This is a genomic window from Plesiomonas shigelloides (genome assembly GCF_900087055.1).
GTDB classification, from domain to species: domain Bacteria; phylum Pseudomonadota; class Gammaproteobacteria; order Enterobacterales; family CAMTGL01; genus Plesiomonas; species Plesiomonas shigelloides.
Genome location: NZ_LT575468.1, coordinates 1,152,570 through 1,172,619 on the forward strand (window position 1 = coordinate 1,152,570; position 20,050 = coordinate 1,172,619).

Below are 20,050 nucleotides of genomic sequence, written 5' to 3' on the forward strand. Positions count from 1 at the left end.
AATCGTGCTATTGTATGACGCATTAACGCCACCATCGAGGATTGCGCAGAATGGCACAAGTAAAAGGACGTGTAATAGGACTTGGGATTGTAGCGCTGGCCGTTGCCGCAGGTCTGCAATATTACACTGGCTCTGTTTTTGACCAGCAATTACAGCAAGTTAAAGCTGATTTATCCCCTCAGTCTGGGGTGACCATTACCGAAACGGCACGTTCGTTTTTTAGTCGTCAGATTGATGTGAAAGTCGTGACGGAAAGTGGTGATCCGAGCGTGCAAGCGGCCGAAATTCTGGCGAAAAACGCCGTCAGCATTTGGCCACTGCATATCAGCGCGACCACTACATTGGCATCACAAGGCTTGGTGGCTGAGCTGGAAAAACTCAGTGGTAAACCACTGCCTTTTGCGATGCATTCAAGCTATACCTTGGGTAGTGACGTTAAAAGTAATTTCACCCTCGGCGAACTGAAACTGACCGATGAAGGCAATCAGTTTTTGATTAAGCCGCTGACCGGCGATCTGACTTACAACGTTAATCAGCGCGAGCTGGATCTGAAAACCGATTGGCAGGGCGGCGATCTTAAGAGCAATCAAGAGACTGCACTGCAAGTTGGCGCAGTGAGCATTCTGACCAAGCAGCAGCAAAAACAGGGGCTGTGGTTCGGTACCAATACCTTTGATATTGCCAGCTTTTCCAGTGAAACGGCAGCTAGCCAAGTAACCTTTAGCAATCTGAAGATTGATACCGATCAGCAGGAAAAAGGTGAAGGTCTGGATTTTATCAGCCAGATCACGCTGGGCGATTATCAGCAAACCAAACCGTTGCAGCTGAATGTAAAAGATGCGCTGCTGAAGTTTCAAGTTACGGGTTTGAACCGTGATGCGCTGCTGGTGATGAGCAAGCAGCAGAAAATCTCTGAAGAGCAGGCCCAAAACGAGCTGCTGCAACTGTTAGGTAAAGGCGTCAAAGTTTCTATCGATCAGCTGAGTGCCAAAATCGGTGAAGGGATGCTGCAAGGTAAAGGCGTGATGCAGTTACCGGCTGACCGCGCGATGCCAAGTAATTGGGATGAGCTGCTGCTGCCACTGACTGCTGATGCGCAGCTGAGCGTAGATGAAAAAGTCTTCCTCAAGCAGCCACAAATGTTGCTGATGCTGTTGCAACTGTCTAGCCAAGGCTGGATTAGCCAGAAAGATGGTCAGCTGCACTCTTCCGTTACCATCCATGATGGCATGCTGTCAGTTAACGGTAATGAAGTGAGCCAGCTGTTTTAAGCATTGTGTTTTTTATATCCGATCTCACGAAAAGGCCGCTTGCGGCCTTTTTTATTATCTTCCCTCAGCTAAGTACACGCGACCCATGCTCGCTAATGTTCGGCTTGCTTAAGCACAAACACATTTAAGATACAATTATGATGTTTATGTTATTGTGCGGAATATGCTTAAATTACTCTGCTTTTTACTAGTTTTAACGCTGTAGTGTTGTTCGTGCGTGTTAGCGCTTATCGGTTGTATCAAATGTGTTAGTTGGTTCAGTAACCCCTAACTTGTTCATTATCGGTTGATGGATGAATAAGTATAAAAACACATTTGCATGACTACGCAGTGGAATATTACTGCGAGATATAAATCTATTTATCGGTAGGCGAATCAGAAGCGTGAATCGAATGACAAAAAAACAGTGAAACACACAGCAGCAAGCGATGTAAAAATCAGCAAATGGTAACAAAACGTGATCGTAAAAGAGTGTTTGTGAGCGGAAATGTATGGGACTCGCATCTCTGAAAGCAAACAGACTGTATAAAAGCTAACGCTTACAGCAGGCGCTGAAGATGAACAGAAATATCATAAAATTCGTCAAAAATGGCTACGGGGTCGTCCCTTTTGTTTGTGATGTTGTTGTCACCAATTATTTACTGAACTTTCATGAGTTTGGCGAAAAAATTGCCGATCGCACAGATGTCAGCATATTGATTACACTCTGCTTTTTACTGGTTGCCGGTAATGTGGGCGTGTATCGGGAAAATATTCGTCAGCATCTGACCCACTGCTTATTTAAAGTGGTGACAGCATGGGTGATCACCGCCTTTTTGCTGTTCTTGATGATGCATTACATCGATTTTCTTGCCGAAGGCTATGCCGATGTCTCGGTTCGTGAGGCCGCGCTGTGGCTCAGTTTGCCGGTGATGGGATCATTATTATCGCGCGTGGTGATTTACGGCCTTAACTTACTGATGGTGCAATATGGCATCAACGTGCGTAATGTGGCGATCCTTGGCGCTACCGGTATTGGGTTGGCGCTGGAAAAAGAATTGGATGAAAATAAAGCATTGCGTCTGCGTAATATCGGCTTTTTTGATGATCGTGATGCAAATCGTTTCGGTTATAAATCACGCAAGCCAATATTAGGCAATTGCGCTGAATTAGTCCGCCTGATTAACGAAGGGAAAGTCGACGAAGTTTATATTGCGTTGCCTCTAGAAGCGCGTGGTCGAATTAATCATTATTTAGACCAACTGTCAGATACCACGGTAGATACTTATATTGTACCGGATCTGTATGCCTACAGCTTGCACCATACGGTAGCCAAATCGGTCGGTAATATCAGTACGTTGAGCGTATTTAGCTCGCCATTTGATGGTATTGGTGGTTTTATCAAACGGGCGGAAGATATTATCTTAGGGGCGTTGATTTTACTGCTGATTTCACCGGTTTTATTGTTTGTGGCTATCGGCGTGAAATTATCATCACCGGGGCCGGTGCTATTTAAGCAAGACCGCTATGGCTTAGGTGGCAAATGCATCAAAGTCTGGAAGTTTCGTTCCATGAAAGTTATGGAAAACTCAGATAAAGTGGTACAGGCGACGCGTAATGATCCACGGGTAACCCGATTTGGTGCATTTATCCGTCGAACCTCGTTAGATGAATTACCACAGTTTTTTAATGTGCTGCAAGGCTCGATGTCGATTGTTGGCCCGCGCCCTCATGCGGTGGCGCATAACGAAGAGTATCGGGCGATCGTTAACCGCTATATGGTGCGTCATATGGTGAAACCGGGCATTACGGGGCTGGCGCAAATCAACGGTTTTCGTGGTGAAACCGATACCGTGGATAAAATGGAAATGCGGGTGAAATACGATTTGCGTTATATCCAGACATGGTCACTGGCCTTGGATATCAAAATTATCTTCCTGACCATCTTCAAAGGATTTGTGGGTGAAACGGCCTATTAAGGCAGTTTTGGGGCCTCGGCACGCCGTTGAGGTGAGCGCAGCTGATGAGCGGCGATCTGTGCCGTGGCCGGTGCTGTGCTCGCTAGCGGGGCTATTATTGCCGGCTTCGGTGTTGGCCCAATCGGTTATTGCTGCCGCTGAGCCACAGCCGGTAAACCATCGTGGGCCGTGGGGCGTACAAATTCAGACGCGGTTAGATAGCGAGTATGGTTACAACAGCAATGTCACTGCGCAGCGTGATCCGGCGTTGGCCATTGGTTCTAATTATTATGGGCTGACCCCGTCGCTGCGTGTCTCTGGGCAGCGAGGTCAAGACCGCTATGCGCTTTCATATCAAGGCGCTTATCGCCAGTATACGGCCAGTTCCGCGGACAGTTACTATGATCAGCGTTGGGCGTTGAATACCCGCTGGCGTTATGGTTTGCGTCATGCGCTGGCCTTGAATGCGTCACTCGATAAATCCCATGAGTCGCGCGGAGAAGAATTAACCGAAGGCTTTAGCCAGCGCCAATTAGAAGGCTTCGGGGTGACGCGCGAGATGCCGTTTACGCTGGATGATACTGAGTTGCGTTACAGCTACGGTGCACCTGAGGCGCGCGGTAAGCTTGAAGTGGCGCTGCAACAAAAAAATAAGCGTTATCAGGCATTATCGTCGTATACCCCAGATTTTGCTGAGTATGTGGATGAGAAAAATTGGCGAGAGAATACGCTAATTACTGAGCTGTTTGATCAGGTTTCGCATGAGTCCCGTTTTCGTTATACGTTGCAGACCAATCAGCGCCACTATCGGGCATCGCCACAAAACGATACCAACGATTACTTTGCGTGGTTTGGTGTGCGCTCGCAGTTAACGGGCAAAACTAAGGCCGATGTGAACATCGGTTGGTTGCACAAAACCTTTGCCGCTGGCGAATCGCGCACCTTTGATGGTCTGAATTGGGATGTGCGGGTGGATTGGATGCCGGTGAATCGGTCGCAGTTCAGTGTGGTCACTTGGCAGCGCGCGGTCGATCCGGACTCCTCGGGCGTATACGTGAATCAACGCCGTTATGCACTGGGCTGGCTCTATAATGTGACACCGTCGCTGGCGGTACTGACCGATTACCGATTTACCCGAGAAAAATATCAGGGCAAACCACGCAGCGACAGTTTTCGTGATTTTTCGCTGGGCATCGAGTATCGGCTACGCCCATCGGTACTGCTGAGTATGAATTATCTGCGCTCGTCGCACAGCACCACCAATCCGACTGATCCTTTGTTTATCGGTAATCGGTTTGTGGAGCGAGATATTGGCTATGACAGAAATGCCGCTGCATTGGCGGTCAAAATCGCATTTTAACCACAAGGATGCGCTGACATCGATGAAAAACACGTTGTTATTGATACTGACCAGTTTGGTGCTGACGCTGACCGGATGTGCGACTTCATCGCCGGTTTCGATTCCGGTATCGCCGGAATACCATTTGGGAGCAGGGGATGAGATCAGTATTCAGGTCTATGACGCGCCGGGGCTATCGATGCGCGTGACGATCGGCCCGGGCGGCGTGATTAACTACCCGTATCTGGGCGAGGTGAAGTTGCAAGGGCAAACGACCGAGCAGTTAGTGCAAACGCTGACCCAGGGTCTGCAAGACGGTTATCTGGTTAATCCGCAGGTGACGGTGAATATTACCCGTTTTCGCGATGTCTACATCGGTGGCGAGGTGGAAAACCCCGGCGCTTATGCTTACCGCCCTGGGCTGACGGTGGAAAAGTTGATTGCACTGGCCGGTGGTTTTACTGATCGCGCCGATCGCCAAGCTATCGAGCTGCGCACCAGTACCTTGCAGGAGAATCCAGCTCCACAGGGGAATACTGCAAAAGTACCGTCGGATGCGGGACAAAAAAACAGCCCGAGCCGTGTGAGCCCGGTCAGTCTGGAACAGAAATTACGCCCCGATGATTTGGTGACGGTCGCGCAGAGTTTCTTTTAATTGTTAACCCAAACAGATAGATAATCTATGGCGTCATTATTGGTTGAAAAAGGCATGAAGCTGGAAAGTACGCTGGATTTTAGTCGGGTGACGACTGAGATCCGGCGCGTCTGGCTGCGCATTGTGCTGTTTGTGGTGCTGGTATCGGCGCTGGCGCTGCCGTTTATTATCGGCATGACGCCGGTTTATCAAGCTTCGGCCACGTTGCTGTTTCGTGCTGAGGCTGAAAATGTTTCGCCGGTTGAGAACGTCTACCGTTTTGACTCAACCCGCAAAGAGTACTACGACACCCAGTTCCAGATTTTGCAATCCCGTCGCATTGCCGAACAGGTGGTCGATAAGCTCGCTTTAGCTGCGTTGCCTGAGTTTGCTGGTGGGGCAAAAGGCGGCTTGCTTAGTCGTTTATTGGGGCGCTCTGCTTCAACTCCGGTGGCGCCTGATTTGGCGCGTCGTCATGCGGTAGATTGGCTACTCAAGCATCTCACCGTGACGCCCATTCGCAATACCCAGATGGCAGCGGTGACCTTTGAATCGCCCAATGCGAAGCAGGCATCACAGATAGCGAATGCGGTCGCGCAGGCTTATATCGATTTTTCGATTGAGCAGCGTTTGGCGGCCACGTTGCAAGCATCGCAGTGGAATAAAAACCGCTTGGCCGAGCTAAGCCGGCAGATCACTGCGCAGGAAAAGAGCCTGAATGACTTTTTGCAGCGCAATGGTCTGATTACCTTTCGTGGTGTTGATGGCCTGCAAACCGAAGAGTTGGGGATTATTACCAACAAACTGGCGGATGCGCGCGAGCAGCGCATCGCGGCGTTGGCACAATATCAAGCGATCACCAAATCAGATGGTAGCTATATTTCTGATTTGTCGGCAATCCCTGAAGCATCGAGCCATCCCCAAATTCAGGATTTGCGCATTGCGCTGATTAAAGCGCAAGAAAACTTGGCTGAATTAACCCGCGTGTACGGTGATAAGTTCGACAAAGTGCAGCAGGCCAAAGCTCAAGTGGCAGCGATCCGTGCGCAGACGCAGGTGGTATTAAAAGAAATTGCTGACGGGATTTATCAGCGTTATCAAGCGGCGCTGAAAAAAGAGCAGCAATTTCAACAGGCGTTAGTGCAGAAAAAAGCGCAGTTCAGCCAATTGGCCGAACAAACCGCTGAATATGACAACCTGAAAAACAACCTAAATAAAACCCGCGAGTTGTACAACGCGTTTTACCAGCGCCAACAAGAAACGCAGGCGAATAGTACGTATACCGAAGCCAGCGCGACCTTGTTTGAGCCTGCCGAGCAGCCATTGCATCCGTCTAAACCGAATAAGCCGTTATTCCTGATTATGGTGGCGGCATTTAGCGGCGTGCTGGCGGTGTGTTTTGTGGTGGTGAAAGCGTCGCTGGCTAATACCGTGGATACGCTGACCCAAGCCGAGCGCCGTTTGGGGCGTGAGCCATTAGGCGAGATTGTGCGCCTTGCTGATTCTACACTGACGTTGCCAGATATGGTGCGCTTGAGCAGTTTAGAGCCGCAACTTAGTGAATCGGTGGATGGACTGCGTGCGGCGCTGTTGTTGCAACCACACGCTTATCCGCTACTGATGGTGAGCTCGACGGCCACGGGCGAGGGCAGCAGCACGATCAGCGCCTTACTCGGGGCGGCGTTGGCTCAAGACCTGCCTACCTTGCTGATTGATGCTAACTTGCGCGATGGTCATGTCAGCCGCAGTTTTGCGGCGACTGGTGTGCCGGGGCTGGCGGAGATACTGGCCGGTACGGTTGAAGCCAACCAAGCCATTTTACCGGCTACTGCTGATCGCCCTTGGGCGCTATTGCCAGCGGGTAAGCCGACGGTATCGCCGTTGCTGGCATTGTCTTCCGAGCGATTACCGGCATTGTTGCAAGCGCTACGTGGCTACTACGCGCGCATTATCATTGATGTTCCGGCGGTTACGACTTGCAAAGATGCGCTGCTGGTGGGCCGTTACGTGGATGGCTGCCTGTATGTGGTGAAATCCCGTGAGCTGCCGACGAATCAGATTTTGTCGGGTTTGCAAGCGCTGCAGCAACAGCAGATCACGCTGGCTGGTTTGGTGCTCAATCAGGTACCGGAATCATTGGTGGAAGGGGCGGAGAACTTGCTGCCAGCCGGTGGGCAACCGGCATCGCACGTTGCCGATCAGGGCGACGCGAGCTTGCTACCATAATGAATTCGGCGCCCATAATGAATGTGATTGCCCTGATGAGTCTAGTTACCGTGATAAACGTGGTTCGTGTATGAGTCTGATTAAAAGTGCCACCACCATTGGTGGTGCCTCGGTGATCTCGCAGGTGATCGGGGCGGTGTCGGTCTGGCTGATTTCACACAAATTTGGCATGAATGAAGTGGGCACATACGCCCTGACTTACAGCGTGGCCTTGATTGGTGCGCAAGTAGCCATGTTTGCTTCTCAGCTGTTACTGCCTAAGGTGACCGATGAAGAGGTACCGGCATCGGTGATGTTTTGCCTGCTGCAAGCGTGGCTGATCCCACTGCCGTATACCTTGCTGATGTTGCCTTTTTTTAGCCTCAACCCGTGGACGACTTATCTTCTAACCGTCACCCATGCGCTGATTTTGGTAGCGGAAAATCTGGCACTGCGTAGTGAACATTTTCAGCGTTTGGGCTTGCAGCGCATTTCGGCATCGTTAACGGTAGTGGTGTGTTTGGCATTAGCACCGTCGGCCGGCATTTTCTACTGGGCGTGGGCGCTGCTGCTGTTTGTGGTGATTGGTGCGTGGCTACTGAATGCCTTTGATATGCGCCGCTTGCAGCGCCGCGATGCGTCGTTAACGGCCATCGCGGCCTATTGGCGTACACATCGGGTGCATTTGAGTGGCATCGGCAGCGCCGAGGTGCTGGCGATGGCCACCGCGAACTTGCCAGTGATGTTGGTTAATTACTGGTTTTCTCCGCTGGTGGCCGGTTACTTTGCGGTGGTGACCCGTTTTTGTTTAGCGCCGGTGCAGATTATCGGCAATGCGGTGCGTAACTCGGTGTTTTCGCGCTGGTCGGTGGATTTTCGTCATCAGCACTTTAATGCGGCGGAATTTGCCAAAGTGCGTTGGTTGCTGCTTGGCATGGGCGCGGCAGCCGTAGTGGGGATCTGGATTTTCTATCCCCTCATTATGCATGCTTTTTTCGACAGCCAATGGGTGGATTCGATTCAAACCTCGCGCTATATGCTGCCATATGTTTTTACCGCGCTGGCTATTTGTCCACTGACCGTCATTGAACTGGTGTATGGCTCGGCGGGGTACTTTTTGCGGATCCAAATTGAGCAATTGCTGGTAGTAGTGCTGTCGCTGCTGGTTCTGCCGTATTTCTACCCGAACTATTCGCTGGCGGTGTTGGCCTATGCGTCACTGACGGCGCTGCGATATGCCTTTATCTACTTGCGCGTGAATCATCGCGCGCGTTTGCTCACCCAGCACGGTGTGCGCGGATGAACACCGCGACCTACATGCAAGGCTACCTGTTCACCACCTTGGTGGTGTGCGGCTTGGCGCAATATTTTACTGGGGTGTCAGCTTTTTTGTGGCTGCCCTTTTTGTTGGCGTTAGGGATGGTGCTCCTGCTGCCACTGCAAACCCGCTATAGCCCCTTGCATTTGGATCACTCGACAACCTTATTGCTGGCGCTGTTTGCCGGTTTCTTTTTATTGGCGCTGTTAACCACCTTACTGCAAAACGGCGTGGCCGTGACCATTGTCGGCATGAAAAATGAACTGGCGCTGTCATTAATCTTCCCTGCATTGCTATTAGGTTTTTGCCGCGAATCGCAGATTTATCGTATTACACGTTGTTTTTATTGGGTGTTCTATCTGCAAATTCCGGTGGTGTTGTACCAGATTTTAGTGGTGGTGCCGCATCGCGTGGCGGTGAAAGGCGAGTTTGAAAAGTGGGATTCGGTGGTCGGCACGTTTGGCGGCGATCCGCTTGGCGGGGGGAATACCGGAGCGCTCGGTATGTTTTGCTTGCTGATCATGCTGCTTAAACTGTCGGAGTTTAAATACGGACTGACCAGTAAAGGCTCGCTCGCGCTGCACCTGCTGCTGGCTTTTGGCCTATGTGTGCTGGGTGAGATTAAGTTTGTCATTTTCCTTGCGCCGCTGCTGTTGGCACTGGTTTGGCTGTCGCCTAGCTATATTCGCGGGATGAAAAGCTTCGATCTGAAAAAGTTGCTGTTGATTGCATTGGGCTTGGCGCTGATTTTAGCGCTGGCGGTGATCATCTTGGCGGCATCCTACTCATCGGCTTTTGGGGCCGGGCAAACCAATGGGGCGCTGGATCTGTTCTTGGATTCCCTGAGCTATATTTTTGACCCGCACCATATCAACCCAGAAACCGGTGAACTGGGGCGGATGACAACCTTTTTCTTCTGGGCTGCCAATGCAGATTTGCATGGTTTTAGTAATGTGCTGTTTGGTTATGGCTTAAATACCACTAACCACGGGAGCACGGTCGCACCGGGCTATCTGAATCTGGTGTTCAATGTGCTGCTCGATTCTACTTCGCTCAGCATGATGCTGTGGGAATTGGGGCTGGCGGGCAGTGTGCTGTTTATTGCGCTATTTGGTGGCGCATGTGTGCTGGCGTGGCCGAAGCCGCTGCTGGAGCGTGCCGCTATGAGCGAAGCCGATGTGCGATTGGTGAGTTATCAGCCGGCGTTTGTGGCGTTTACCATCGCCTGCTTGTTAAGCCTGCCTTACAGTCAGTTACTGATGCTCATCCCGATGTTGCAGTTTTTGTTTTATTTTGTCTTGGGGGCCATGTTGGTGATCCGCAACGCGGTTTATCAGGTCGCACAAAGTGGTGAAGCACAATGAATTCATTACCGTTTATCTCCGTCATCATCAAAACCTTCAACGAACAAGACGGCATTGGCCGCACCATTGATAGCGTGCGCGCCGGTATGGGGGATTACCCACATAAAATCATCGTGGCAGACAGCCTATCGACCGATAACACCACTCAGATAGCCAGCGAGCGCGGGGTGACCGTGGTTTCGCTGCAGAACGCCGAAGAGCGCTGCTGCGGTGTGGGGGCGCATTTAGGCTATCTGTTTAGCCAAGGCGATTATGTTTTGTTGCTGGATGGCGATATGCAGTTAGCGCCGGAGTTTTTACCGGCGGCAGTGCAATTTTTACAGCAACAACCGCAGTATGCTGGCGTGGCCGGACAAGTTGAGATGGATGACGCTACCAGCTACGAATTTAAATCACGCAAACAGCGTCTGCACCGTATTTATCCGTTAGGTGATTGCCAATGGCTAAGCGGCGGTGGCTTATACCGGCGCAGTGTTATCGAGCAGATTGGTTATCTGACCAACCGCAATTTACACGCCTATGAAGAGGCCGAGTTGGGTATTCGCATTCGTCATGCCGGTTACAAGTTGCATCGTCTGGCGGTGCCGTTTTTCCATCATACCTCTTACACCATGGGTTCGCTGGCGCTGCTGAAGTTTCGTTGGAGACTGGGCTACCTGTTTGCCAGTGGCGAGCTGGTGCGTAGTGCGTGGGGCCAGCCTTACTTGCGTGAAGTATTAGGCGTGATCCGTAACGAGTTGGTGTTTGGCTTATATCTGCTGCTGTTATTACTGGCACTGCTGGTGTCTGCGGTCGTGGACAGCGGTTGGATTGCGGGTGTAGCTGTATTACCGCTGTTGGCCTTTGTCGGCCTGAAAACAGTGAAAAATCGCTCTTTGGTGGATGCGCTGCGCAGTGTGCTGAATCTGACGGTGTATGCCGCAGGGCTAGCACGCGGCCTATTTTTAACGCCCAAATCACCGCGTGAATACCCTGAGCATCGGGTGATTAATCCCTAAGCGTGCGAATAGGGATCACCAATAACGGCGACAGATAACCGAGTAACAGGAGCGTGTTCGGATCCGAGAATCGGAACGAAACGAGGCAAGCATGAAGATTTTGCTGGTTAACAAATTCTTTTTCCGCAAAGGCGGCGCGGAAACCGTTCTGTTTCAAGAGCGGGAGATGCTACAGGCGGCGGGCGTTGAAGTGATCGATTTTTCGATGCAGCATGCGCGGAATTTTCCATCGCCGCAGGCGGATTTTTTTGTCTCCAATGTGGAGCTCGATCGCGACCATAATGCTCTGGATAGCCTGAAAATCGCGGCTAACTTTATCCATAACCGTGAAGCGTGCACTAAATTAGCTGCATTGATCCACCAAGAGCGGCCCGACATTGTGCATTTCCACAATATTTATCATCAGCTGACGCCATCGATTATTCGGGTTGCCAAGCAGATGGGCTGCAAAACGGTGCTGACAGCGCACGATCTGAAAATTGCCTGCCCAAGTTATAAGATGCTGCGAGACGGCAAGCCGTGTGAGCTGTGCTCGCACGGCTCGGTATGGAATGCGACCCGTTATCGCTGCCAAGACGGCTCGCTGGGTAAAAGTCTGCTGCTGTCGCTGGAAGCGCAATATCACCTGTGGCGCAAAAGCTATCAGGATGTGGATGTCTTTATCGCGCCGAGCCAATTTATGGCCGGTATGATCCGTCGCCGTTTACCACATGCTGACATCCGCGTCATTGTTAATGGGATGGATGCCAGCGCGATTACGCCAGCCAAAGCAGAAGATGATCAGGGCTATTTCCTGTTTTTAGGCCGTTTAATGCCGGAAAAAGGCGTCGAAACCTTGGCCAAAGCGCAGCAAAAGATGCGTCATCCCGCCGCTTTGCACATCGTGGGCGAAGGCCCATTGCAGGCGCATTTACAACAGCACTATCCGCATGCTCAGTTGTTGGGCTTTATGCAGGGCGAGGCGCTCGATGCACAGCTGCGCCATTGCCGCGCGGTGGTGGTGCCGTCTGAGATTTACGAAAACTGTTCGATGTCGGTATTAGAAGGCATGGCGTGGGGCAAACCGGTCTTGGGCACGCGCATCGGTGGGATCCCTGAGCAAATCCGTGATGGTGAAGAGGGCTTTTTATTCGGTTTTGCCGATGCCGATGAACTGGCGGCCAAAATGGATATCTTGGCACAAGACAGCGCACTGGCTCACCAGATGGGCCGCCATGCACGCCAGCATTTGCTGGATAACTACACACTGCAAGCTCATCAAGCGGCACTGTTAGCCTTATACCGCGAGTTGCACCCAGAGTAACAGCGTACATCTTACTGAATTACATCAAGAGGTCATCAGCCCATGGCTGTTTCAAATTCGGAAATCGATCCGGCATCTGCGCCGCACTCTAGAGCCTCATCGGCCGCTCCGCGCGTGATGGTGCTGGGTACCCGTGGGATCCCGAATGTCTTGGGTGGCGTCGAAACCCACTGTCAGGCGCTGTATCCGGCATTGTTGCAAGAGTCAGAATGGCAGGCCACGGTATTAGCGCGTGCGCCGTATGTGGATTATGTTCGCAGTGAATACCGTGGTGTGCAGCTGCGCGCCTTGCCTGCGCCGAAGAAAAAATCCCTTGAGGCAATCGTACATTCGGTATTGGCTGCCTTGTACAGCCGTTTTCACCGCTGTGATATCGTGCATGTGCATGCCATTGGTCCGGGTTTAGTGGTGCCATTATTGCGCTTGCTGGGTAAAAAAGTGGTCTTTACTCATCATGGCCCCGATTACGAACGCCTGAAGTGGGGCGGACTGGCTAAAGCCATGTTGCGGTTAGGCGAAAAATGGGCGGTGACTTATGCCAATGAGGTCATTGTGATCTCAGAGGTGATTAACGATCTGATTAAAAAACAGTATCAGCGCCACGACGCGCATCTGATTTTTAATGGGGTGGAGCCTGCCCAATTGCCTGATGAAGCCAAGCGTAGCGAAATTTTAGCCACGCATGGGCTGACTGCCGGTCACTATCTGGTGGCGGTAGGTCGGCTGGTGGAAGAGAAGGGGCTGCATGATTTGATTGCTGCTTATGGTCAGTTGCAGACATCATTGCCATTAGTGATTGTCGGTGATGCTGACCATGAAACGCCGTATAGCCGCAAGTTAAAAGAGCAAGCTGCGGCGACACCGGGCGTGATCATGACCGGCTTTATCTCTGGCGATGCACTGCGTACCGTGTTTTCGCAGGCGCGCTTGTTTGTGATGCCGTCCTACCATGAAGGGTTGCCGATCGCACTGCTGGAAGCTATGTCGTATGGTTTGCCGGTTCGTGTGAGTGACATTCCGGCTAACCTAGCGGTGAAGTTGCCAGATGAGTGCTATATCCCTGTAGGGGATAGCAGTGCGATGGCGCACGCGCTACAAGCGCAGTTAGAGCAACAGACTCCGACACCGCCGGATTATTCCCATTATTTAGCGCTGTATGATTGGCAGCAGATTGCTCGGCAGACTGCCGCGGTTTATCGACAGACTTATCGACAGGCTTATCGATAGGTGCAGGGCGAATAGCGGTGCATCAAGCGTGGAACAAAAGCACTCGGCTCACAGAGCAACACTAAATCATCCACAATACTGCAAACCCACAAATCAGCAATGAGACAGGCATGGTGAAAAGCGAACAACAAGCTGCCGCATCCCATTCAGGGCGAACACCGGCGCAAGAGGCGGTGATCCGCCGTCTGCATTTAGCGCTCGGTGATGAGATGTTGGCGAGTCTCACGGCAGAGCAGAAAGACCAGCTCGAGCATGCCGTGATCCTGATGAATGTTGCTAATCGCCATGTGGTGGATGTGCGTAAAACGTTTGGGTTCTCGCGCTGGCGCTATTACGTGGTGTTTTTGTTAGGTCGTGATCGCCGAACTCAGGTACGGCGAGAAGGGCGACTGTCTGGTTTTTTACGCACGCTGTTGGTTCTGTTGGCTATCGGCGTGACGTTTGCCGCGGCGGTATTGGTGCTCTATCTCATCAAATCGGCGCTTGGCATTGATATTTTTAAAGATTATTCCTTTGGTATTTGGGATTGGTTTCGCCACACCGTTCTGGGTGCCAATGGATAAGGAAGCTTGATGAAACCGATATATTGGCTGGGCTTGCTGCTGTGTACCTTCGGCGCTCAGGCCGCCGAGAACGGTATGATTACTGTACATCCTCAGTCGCTGGATACCATTTTGACTAACCCCGGCATCGGGGTAGAGACATTTCAGGATAACTGGGGCATGCCATTGCAAACTCCAGAGCAGTATCCTGCCACTACGGTGGATTATTACCGTTTTTATTGGGATGAGCTGGAGCCGCAAGAAGGGCAAATCAACTTTGCCATGCTCGATAGCATCATTGCTAAAGCCAAGGCGCAAACACCGTCCAAGCAAATTGCATTGCGGGTGATGGATTTGGATGAGCCGACCAGTGGCTCAAAACTACCGCGCTGGTTGATTGATAAGCCGATTCGCGGCAATTGGACTGCCGATAAATCCACATTCGTTCCCGATTATGCCGATCCGGTGTTTCAGCAATATGCCGCGAAACTGCTCAATGCACTGGGCGCACGTTATAACGGGAATCCCCAGTTGGCTTACATTGATATTGGTGTTGTCGGCTCATGGGGCGAGTGGCATTTGAGCAATTTTCCACAAGAAGAGCCGTTAGCGCAGCGTTACACGCCCGAGCAGTTAAATGCCTACGTGGATATGCACCTTAAAGCCTTCCCTGATACGCCTAAAATCATGTTGATCAATGAGCCCAATAGCTTTGCCTACGCGCTGAAGCAGGGCACTGGCTGGCGCGCAGATTGCCTTGGTGATTGGCATAATTTCTCCGATACGTGGAGCCATATGCGTGATGAGTATCCGCAGCGCTTGCAGCAAGCCGCCGCCGAAGGGGCGCCCGTGGATAGCGCATGGCAGCACGCGCCGGTGAGTTTTGAAGTGTGCGGGAAGATGTCGCAGTGGCAGACTATTCAGCACTATACGCGTGCGGAAGTGCAAGCCACCTTTGATTGGGCTCTGGCACAGCACATGTCGACACTCAATCTGAAGTCTGACCCGATCCCTGCCGAGTATCGCGATATCGTAGACAGCGCGCTAAAAAAAATGGGATATCGTATTTCATTGCAAAGCTTGACCCATCCGGCCACCATTGCGCCCGGACGCACGCTGACGTTGACCGGAGAGTGGCGTAATGAGGGCGTGGCACCCGCGTATGTTCACTATCCGCTGAACTATCGCTTAGTGGGCGCGAAGGGTAACGTGATTAAGCAGTGGACTAGCCGCAGTGATATTCGTCAGTGGCTACCGGGTGAGCATCAGACTCAAGACAGCATCACGTTGCCGAAAAAAATACCGGCAGGTAATTATGCACTGGAATTAACCTTTACCAATGCTTACCAAAAGCCAGCGTTGAATTTGGCCAATGAAGGCAAGCAAGCGTCGGGCTGGTATCGCGTTTCTCAAATAGAGATTAAGTGATCTTTAAGTATTAAATAGAGCCATGCTTTACCATGGCTCTATCTGCTATCGATAGAGCCGGCAGGCAACGGCAATTACAGAATAAAATCAGGCGAGACATCAAAATGTAGAATATTCGCAGACACCTCAATCCACGCCTCACAACCTCGGCTGATGACATCTCCAGAGCGGCGAATTAACCCGACGTCATAGGGCAGGGGCGGATCGCTCACCGGGATCGCAGCAAAGTCTGACGCAGTTTTGTTTTGCCAGACGGATGCCGGAAGCAATGAAATTCCCATACCGGAGCGTACCATGGCCGTAACCAACTCAAAGTTACTGCTGCGACCGACGACCTTGGGAATTAACCCATGTAACCCGAAGGCACTGTAGATTAACTCATTGACTTTAAACTGCTCGGCAAACAGGATAAAGGGCTCGCGGGCGAGCTCCACAATAGAGACATGACTTTTCTGACTTAATGGATGCTGACGTGGAGCGACAATCACCAAAGAGTCTGTGGCAAATTTTTGGATTTTATACCCTTCAGCATGCATGGGAAGCATTGCTGCTGCAATTTCGATAGCTCCACTATGCAGAGCATCCTCTAATTGCGGAGTTGGCATTTCAACAATTTCAAGTTCGACTTTTGGGCAACGTTTACGAAAAGTAAATAATATTTCTGGGAAATAAACTGCGCCAATAATAGGTGGTAGCCCTACTTTTAATATCCCAGTAATTTCTTCACTGATATCATTCAGCTCTATGTGTAAATTATTTTCCTGCTGCAGAATGTTTTCAGCATAACGTAACAAAATACGTCCGCGATCGGTTAAACGAACCCCGCGCGATTCACGAATTAATAGCTCCCCGCCTAACTCATCCTCAAGTTGCTTAATCGCCCTGCTAATCGCGGGTTGTGTGACATGCAGCGTTTCTGTAGCACGGCCAAAACCATTATTTTTTACCACTTCAATAAAATATCGGAGCTCGCGTAAATTCATGTTAATCCCAAGTGAATAACGTTTGGTTATGAGGGCGATAAAAATAAAGCATTTCCATTATGCGAGGGATAAACAAATACTGCAATTACGCAAACGACCTCGTTTGTTAGCATAAATTAATTGAGGGAAATATTATGGCTAAGACTGTTATTCAACATGTACTGTCCCGCCTGTACGATCTGGGCATCAGTGATATTTTCGGTGTTCCTGGTGATTATGCTTTTCCTATCGAAGATGCAGTGTGTGAAGATAATCGCCTGCGCTGGATTGGTAACTGTAATGAGTTAAATGCGGCATATTCAGCCGATGGTTATGCCCGTATTCATGGCATGGCTGCGCTGAGTACCACCTTTGGTGTTGGGGAGCTCAGTGCTATCAGTGGCATTGCGGGCGCATTTGCCGAATCGCTGCCGATTTTCCACTTGGTAGGGATGCCGGCAAGCAGTGTGCAAGCCCAAGGCGGACTCGTACACCACACATTGGGTGATGGTCATTTCACTACGTTTTATGAAGCCACTGCGCCGTTTGTGTGTGCTCGTGCGATTATGACTCCGGAAAACTGTGTGGCTGAAACGGAACGCTTGATTGCTGCGGCACTGCGTTATCGTAAACCGGTATACATGGTTTTCCCGAGTGATTATGCCACCATGCCTGTAGTGGAAATGGCTGTGCCTGCCACGGTGACAGAAAGCAGCGATCCTGTGGTACTGACTGAAGTGGTTGATATTCTGGCTGATCGCTTGAATAACAGCCAGCAAGCTTGCGTACTGCCAGGGATCTACTTGGCGCGTCATGGTGTGCGTCAAGAAACGCTGAGTCTGATTGAAGCGGCGAACCTGCCGTTTGCCACCATGATGATGGATAAGAGCGTGCTGGATGAAAGTCATTCCAACTATATCGGGATGTATAACGGCAATTTGATGGATGCGAATGTCCGTGATTTTGTTGAAAGCAGCGATTGTGTGTTGAGAATCGGTGCGATCATGTCGGATTTCAACACTGGTGCGTTTACTGCGCGGCTTGATAGCCGTAAGTGTATTGCCATCATGCCGGAGTCAGTGCAAATCGGTGGGGCGGTGTATAACCGAGTGCTAATGAAGGATGTGCTAGAGGCGGTGGCTAAAAAAGTCAGTAAAAAAGCTTTCCCGGCACATGCACCAAAAGTTACAGCACTGCCAGTAGTGACTGCCAGTGGCAAGATTACGGCAGAATATCTTTATTCACGTTGGCAACAAATGCTCAAACCGAATGACATTTTGATGGCTGAAACCGGTACATCATCTATGGGCTTAGGTTTTGCTCGTATGCCACAGGGGTCGACTTTCCACAACCAAACTTTGTGGGGCGCGATTGGTTGGGCTACCCCTGCGGCCTTTGGTGCGGCAATGGCGGCACCAGAGCAACGTACGGTATTGATTACCGGTGAAGGCTCACACCAGCTGACCGCGCAGGAGATTAGCCAATTTTATCGTTTTGGCTTGAAGCCACTGATTTTTGTTCTCAATAATGATGGATACTTAATCGAGCGTTTATTGTGCAAAGATGGTGACATTTATTACAACGATCTGGCGCAGTGGAAATATGAAAAACTGCCAGAAGCGATGGGATGTGAAAACTGGTTTACCGCTTGTGTCACGACGTGTGAGGAGTTGGATACCGCAATTCGCCAAGCTGAAACTTGCGGTACGGGTGCTTATATCGAAGTGATTACAGAGAAATATGCATCATCAGAGCTTGCTGAAAAATTGCACCAATCTATCAACTCACTGTACTCGGCTTAAGTTTCAGAATCTTGAGTATTGTCTACACAAGTAGATTATTTTAAAAATCGTAAAGGCCATCCATCATGATGGCCTTTATTTTTACGCAATAAATGTTAGAACTATCAAACTACCATGTTCAAATTTACGAATTATTTATGCATTAGTTTATTTGTATTCTTTTTATAAATGAATGTGTGGCATAAAATTTCGACAAAAGTTGACGAGAAAAACATATTTGTTTTGAACTGATTTTGTATGGCATAACGCTGTTATCTGTCTCTTGCTTTATGGTAGCTAAGCGGTCATAACTCCTGTATTATTCATTGATTTTAATGATATTTTCAGCTTGGTTTTGATGCTGAATGAATAACATGTCTATTATTTTGCTTAAATAGGCAATGAGGGTTAATGGATGCTAGTGCAAGGACGTTTCTGGAATCTGGCGATAGCAAGAGTATTGGCTATTGTATGCGCATATTTTATTTTGCTTTTTTCTCTCGGTATTATGCAGCATGCATTCAGCCATACCGTCATGGATGAGGCGATTAAACAGATAAAGTATTTGGCTGCGTTTTTGTTCTTATCTTCGAGCATTCACCCGTCATTCTTCGAAAGTCTGCTGGCAGCCTGTTATTTACTCGTTGCGGTCTGCTCGTATTTATTGTGTGAGCAACTCTTATCTTCACTATTCCTACGTTTGTGGCCAAAACCGTAAGTGAGAGTAGTTTGTATTTCAAATAAGCCGCCAATTCGTAGGCAAAGAGCAAGTGAAAAATGCAATTAATGCTTTTCCATATTGTCAATCTATTTTAGAAGTAAAAGTATCTTAGTGAAAATTACTTTTACTGACTTCTAAATCATCACACAATAATCGAGTTGCATGCGATATGTAATGAAATTGCTCTGCGCATGCAAATGCATATTTACTCTTGTGATCTTTATCAATACAATCCTCTCCTTCAATCTGGCCTCTTGAACGGTTGGTGCTTTAGTGACAAAAAAGTACATTAGTATTATTTCATTTATTATTACTATTGTTGCTGTCACTTTGATGCTGGGAATATTTCAAGCATCAAGTCTCAGTCATGCGATGTTTTCCGCAGAAAATAATTTCATGTGGATGGTTTTTCTCATGCGACTTTTCTTTGGCATTGGCCTAGAGGTGGCAAGAGTCATCGTTTCTTTAACGATCATTTCGTCGTGTGTGCTCTTTTATTGGATGATCCGCCATTTATTGATAATGACTTTTATTGATAAAAAGGAGTCATCAGCAGAAGAGTCTACTTCGCAAAATAAAATTTAAGCGACATAAGCTAACATTATGATTTATTGGTAATAGTAGATCATAGTGCCATAACCGGCTCAACGCATCTTTGAGCCGGCCATTCATTAGAGAAGTGCAGTCGATAATTACTCAGTGACGCTAATCTTAATACTGTACGTTGGCTGAGAGAGTGTCTCAAAAGGTCTTGCATATTGCAGGACTAAATCACCATGCCCCTTTTCAATCCCGACGAGTTGAAGAATGGTTTTGCCATCGCAGCCTGTCATGCCAGGTTTGCAATCAGTAGAGAGCTGGTAATTCATATTGAGCAGAGCAACTTCATCTGGTAGTTCCCTGAGCAGCCATGTATAGCCTGTGGTTGGGTTTGCGGGTAATTCAATAAGATGCTGCAAATGCTGATACAGATGGAAAATTGAAATGCCAATACATTAATTTAAGAAGTATTAATGTGAT

At 49.6% G+C, this 20,050-nt stretch carries 15 protein-coding genes; 13 read left to right on the forward strand and 2 right to left on the reverse strand.

Annotated features, from left to right (window positions below):
- Nucleotides 1-50 precede the first annotated feature (50 nt).
- From NCTC9997_RS05015 to NCTC9997_RS05070, 12 genes are all read left to right on the forward strand, one after another.
- Entirely contained in the window at nt 51-1,271 is a 1,221-nt protein-coding gene (locus tag NCTC9997_RS05015) for a DUF945 family protein (protein ID WP_010862039.1), read from the forward strand.
- Nucleotides 1,272-1,828: 557 nt separating this feature from the next.
- Nucleotides 1,829-3,229 (forward strand): undecaprenyl-phosphate glucose phosphotransferase, encoded by a 1,401-nt coding sequence (locus NCTC9997_RS05020; RefSeq protein ID WP_010862038.1) that lies wholly within the window; start codon nt 1,829-1,831, stop codon nt 3,227-3,229.
- Nucleotides 3,213-4,568 carry an outer membrane beta-barrel protein gene (locus NCTC9997_RS05025; RefSeq protein WP_167550122.1) on the forward strand — a complete coding sequence of 452 codons (1,356 nt, stop codon included), beginning with the start codon at nt 3,213-3,215 and terminating at the stop codon, nt 4,566-4,568. The genes NCTC9997_RS05020 and NCTC9997_RS05025 overlap by 17 nt, the downstream gene beginning before the upstream one ends.
- 22 nt (nt 4,569-4,590) lie before the next feature.
- A complete protein-coding gene (locus NCTC9997_RS05030) occupies nt 4,591-5,202 on the forward strand; it encodes a polysaccharide biosynthesis/export family protein (protein WP_167550123.1) in 612 nt (203 codons plus the stop codon).
- 27 nt (nt 5,203-5,229) lie between these two features.
- Entirely contained in the window at nt 5,230-7,407 is a 2,178-nt protein-coding gene (locus tag NCTC9997_RS05035) for a GumC family protein (protein WP_064977476.1), read from the forward strand.
- 70 nt (nt 7,408-7,477) lie between these two features.
- The gene (locus NCTC9997_RS05040) at nt 7,478-8,689 is read left to right on the forward strand and encodes a lipopolysaccharide biosynthesis protein (protein ID WP_064977477.1); all 1,212 of its coding nucleotides are present in this window, start codon (nt 7,478-7,480) and stop codon (nt 8,687-8,689) included.
- Complete coding sequence (locus NCTC9997_RS05045; RefSeq protein ID WP_064977478.1) at nt 8,686-10,068, forward strand: capsular biosynthesis protein; 1,383 nt, start codon at nt 8,686-8,688, stop codon at nt 10,066-10,068. The genes NCTC9997_RS05040 and NCTC9997_RS05045 overlap by 4 nt, the downstream gene beginning before the upstream one ends.
- Nucleotides 10,065-11,066, forward strand: a complete 1,002-nt coding sequence (locus NCTC9997_RS05050; RefSeq protein WP_064977479.1) for a glycosyltransferase family 2 protein — start codon at nt 10,065-10,067, stop codon at nt 11,064-11,066. Before NCTC9997_RS05045 ends, NCTC9997_RS05050 begins: the two co-directional genes overlap by 4 nt.
- Nucleotides 11,067-11,157: 91 nt before the next feature.
- Entirely contained in the window at nt 11,158-12,369 is a 1,212-nt protein-coding gene (locus NCTC9997_RS05055) for a glycosyltransferase family 4 protein (RefSeq protein ID WP_064977480.1), read from the forward strand.
- Between the two features lie 117 nt (nt 12,370-12,486).
- Nucleotides 12,487-13,596 (forward strand): glycosyltransferase family 4 protein, encoded by a 1,110-nt coding sequence (locus NCTC9997_RS05060; protein WP_064978440.1) that lies wholly within the window; start codon nt 12,487-12,489, stop codon nt 13,594-13,596.
- Nucleotides 13,597-13,706: 110 nt separating this feature from the next.
- Nucleotides 13,707-14,159, forward strand: a complete 453-nt coding sequence (locus tag NCTC9997_RS05065) for a hypothetical protein (protein WP_052181230.1) — start codon at nt 13,707-13,709, stop codon at nt 14,157-14,159.
- A 9-nt stretch (nt 14,160-14,168) separates the two neighbouring features.
- Entirely contained in the window at nt 14,169-15,566 is a 1,398-nt protein-coding gene (locus NCTC9997_RS05070; protein ID WP_064977481.1) for a DUF4832 domain-containing protein, read from the forward strand.
- 74 nt (nt 15,567-15,640) lie between these two features.
- Here the strand turns inward: NCTC9997_RS05070 and NCTC9997_RS05075 are convergent, their stop codons facing one another.
- Complete coding sequence (locus NCTC9997_RS05075) at nt 15,641-16,549, reverse strand: LysR family transcriptional regulator (RefSeq protein WP_064977482.1); 909 nt, start codon at nt 16,547-16,549, stop codon at nt 15,641-15,643.
- 134 nt (nt 16,550-16,683) lie between these two features.
- Here NCTC9997_RS05075 and NCTC9997_RS05080 point away from each other — a divergent pair, with 134 nt between their 5' ends.
- Nucleotides 16,684-18,330 carry an alpha-keto acid decarboxylase family protein gene (locus NCTC9997_RS05080; protein ID WP_064977483.1) on the forward strand — a complete coding sequence of 549 codons (1,647 nt, stop codon included), beginning with the start codon at nt 16,684-16,686 and terminating at the stop codon, nt 18,328-18,330.
- A gap of 1,392 nt (nt 18,331-19,722) precedes the next feature.
- On the opposite strand, the gene NCTC9997_RS15475 is transcribed toward NCTC9997_RS05080, so the two are convergent.
- Nucleotides 19,723-19,989 (reverse strand): protease inhibitor I42 family protein, encoded by a 267-nt coding sequence (locus NCTC9997_RS15475; RefSeq protein ID WP_071849678.1) that lies wholly within the window; start codon nt 19,987-19,989, stop codon nt 19,723-19,725.
- Between the last annotated feature and the right edge of the window lie 61 nt (nt 19,990-20,050).

Bases quoted from the DNA above. Each gene is read 5' to 3' on its own strand.
- NCTC9997_RS05015 (WP_010862039.1), top strand. From the start codon at position 51: ATGGCACAAGTAAAAGGACGTGTAATAGGACTTGGGATTGTAGCGCTG.
- NCTC9997_RS05020 (WP_010862038.1), top strand. From the start codon at position 1,829: ATGAACAGAAATATCATAAAATTCGTCAAAAATGGCTACGGGGTCGTC.
- NCTC9997_RS05030 (WP_167550123.1), top strand. From the start codon at position 4,591: ATGAAAAACACGTTGTTATTGATACTGACCAGTTTGGTGCTGACGCTG.
- NCTC9997_RS05035 (WP_064977476.1), top strand. From the start codon at position 5,230: ATGGCGTCATTATTGGTTGAAAAAGGCATGAAGCTGGAAAGTACGCTG.
- NCTC9997_RS05040 (WP_064977477.1), top strand. From the start codon at position 7,478: ATGAGTCTGATTAAAAGTGCCACCACCATTGGTGGTGCCTCGGTGATC.
- NCTC9997_RS05045 (WP_064977478.1), top strand. From the start codon at position 8,686: ATGAACACCGCGACCTACATGCAAGGCTACCTGTTCACCACCTTGGTG.
- NCTC9997_RS05050 (WP_064977479.1), top strand. From the start codon at position 10,065: ATGAATTCATTACCGTTTATCTCCGTCATCATCAAAACCTTCAACGAA.
- NCTC9997_RS05055 (WP_064977480.1), top strand. From the start codon at position 11,158: ATGAAGATTTTGCTGGTTAACAAATTCTTTTTCCGCAAAGGCGGCGCG.
- NCTC9997_RS05060 (WP_064978440.1), top strand. From the start codon at position 12,487: ATGGTGCTGGGTACCCGTGGGATCCCGAATGTCTTGGGTGGCGTCGAA.
- NCTC9997_RS05065 (WP_052181230.1), top strand. From the start codon at position 13,707: ATGGTGAAAAGCGAACAACAAGCTGCCGCATCCCATTCAGGGCGAACA.
- NCTC9997_RS05070 (WP_064977481.1), top strand. From the start codon at position 14,169: ATGAAACCGATATATTGGCTGGGCTTGCTGCTGTGTACCTTCGGCGCT.
- NCTC9997_RS05075 (WP_064977482.1), bottom strand. From the start codon at position 16,549: ATGAATTTACGCGAGCTCCGATATTTTATTGAAGTGGTAAAAAATAAT.
- NCTC9997_RS05080 (WP_064977483.1), top strand. From the start codon at position 16,684: ATGGCTAAGACTGTTATTCAACATGTACTGTCCCGCCTGTACGATCTG.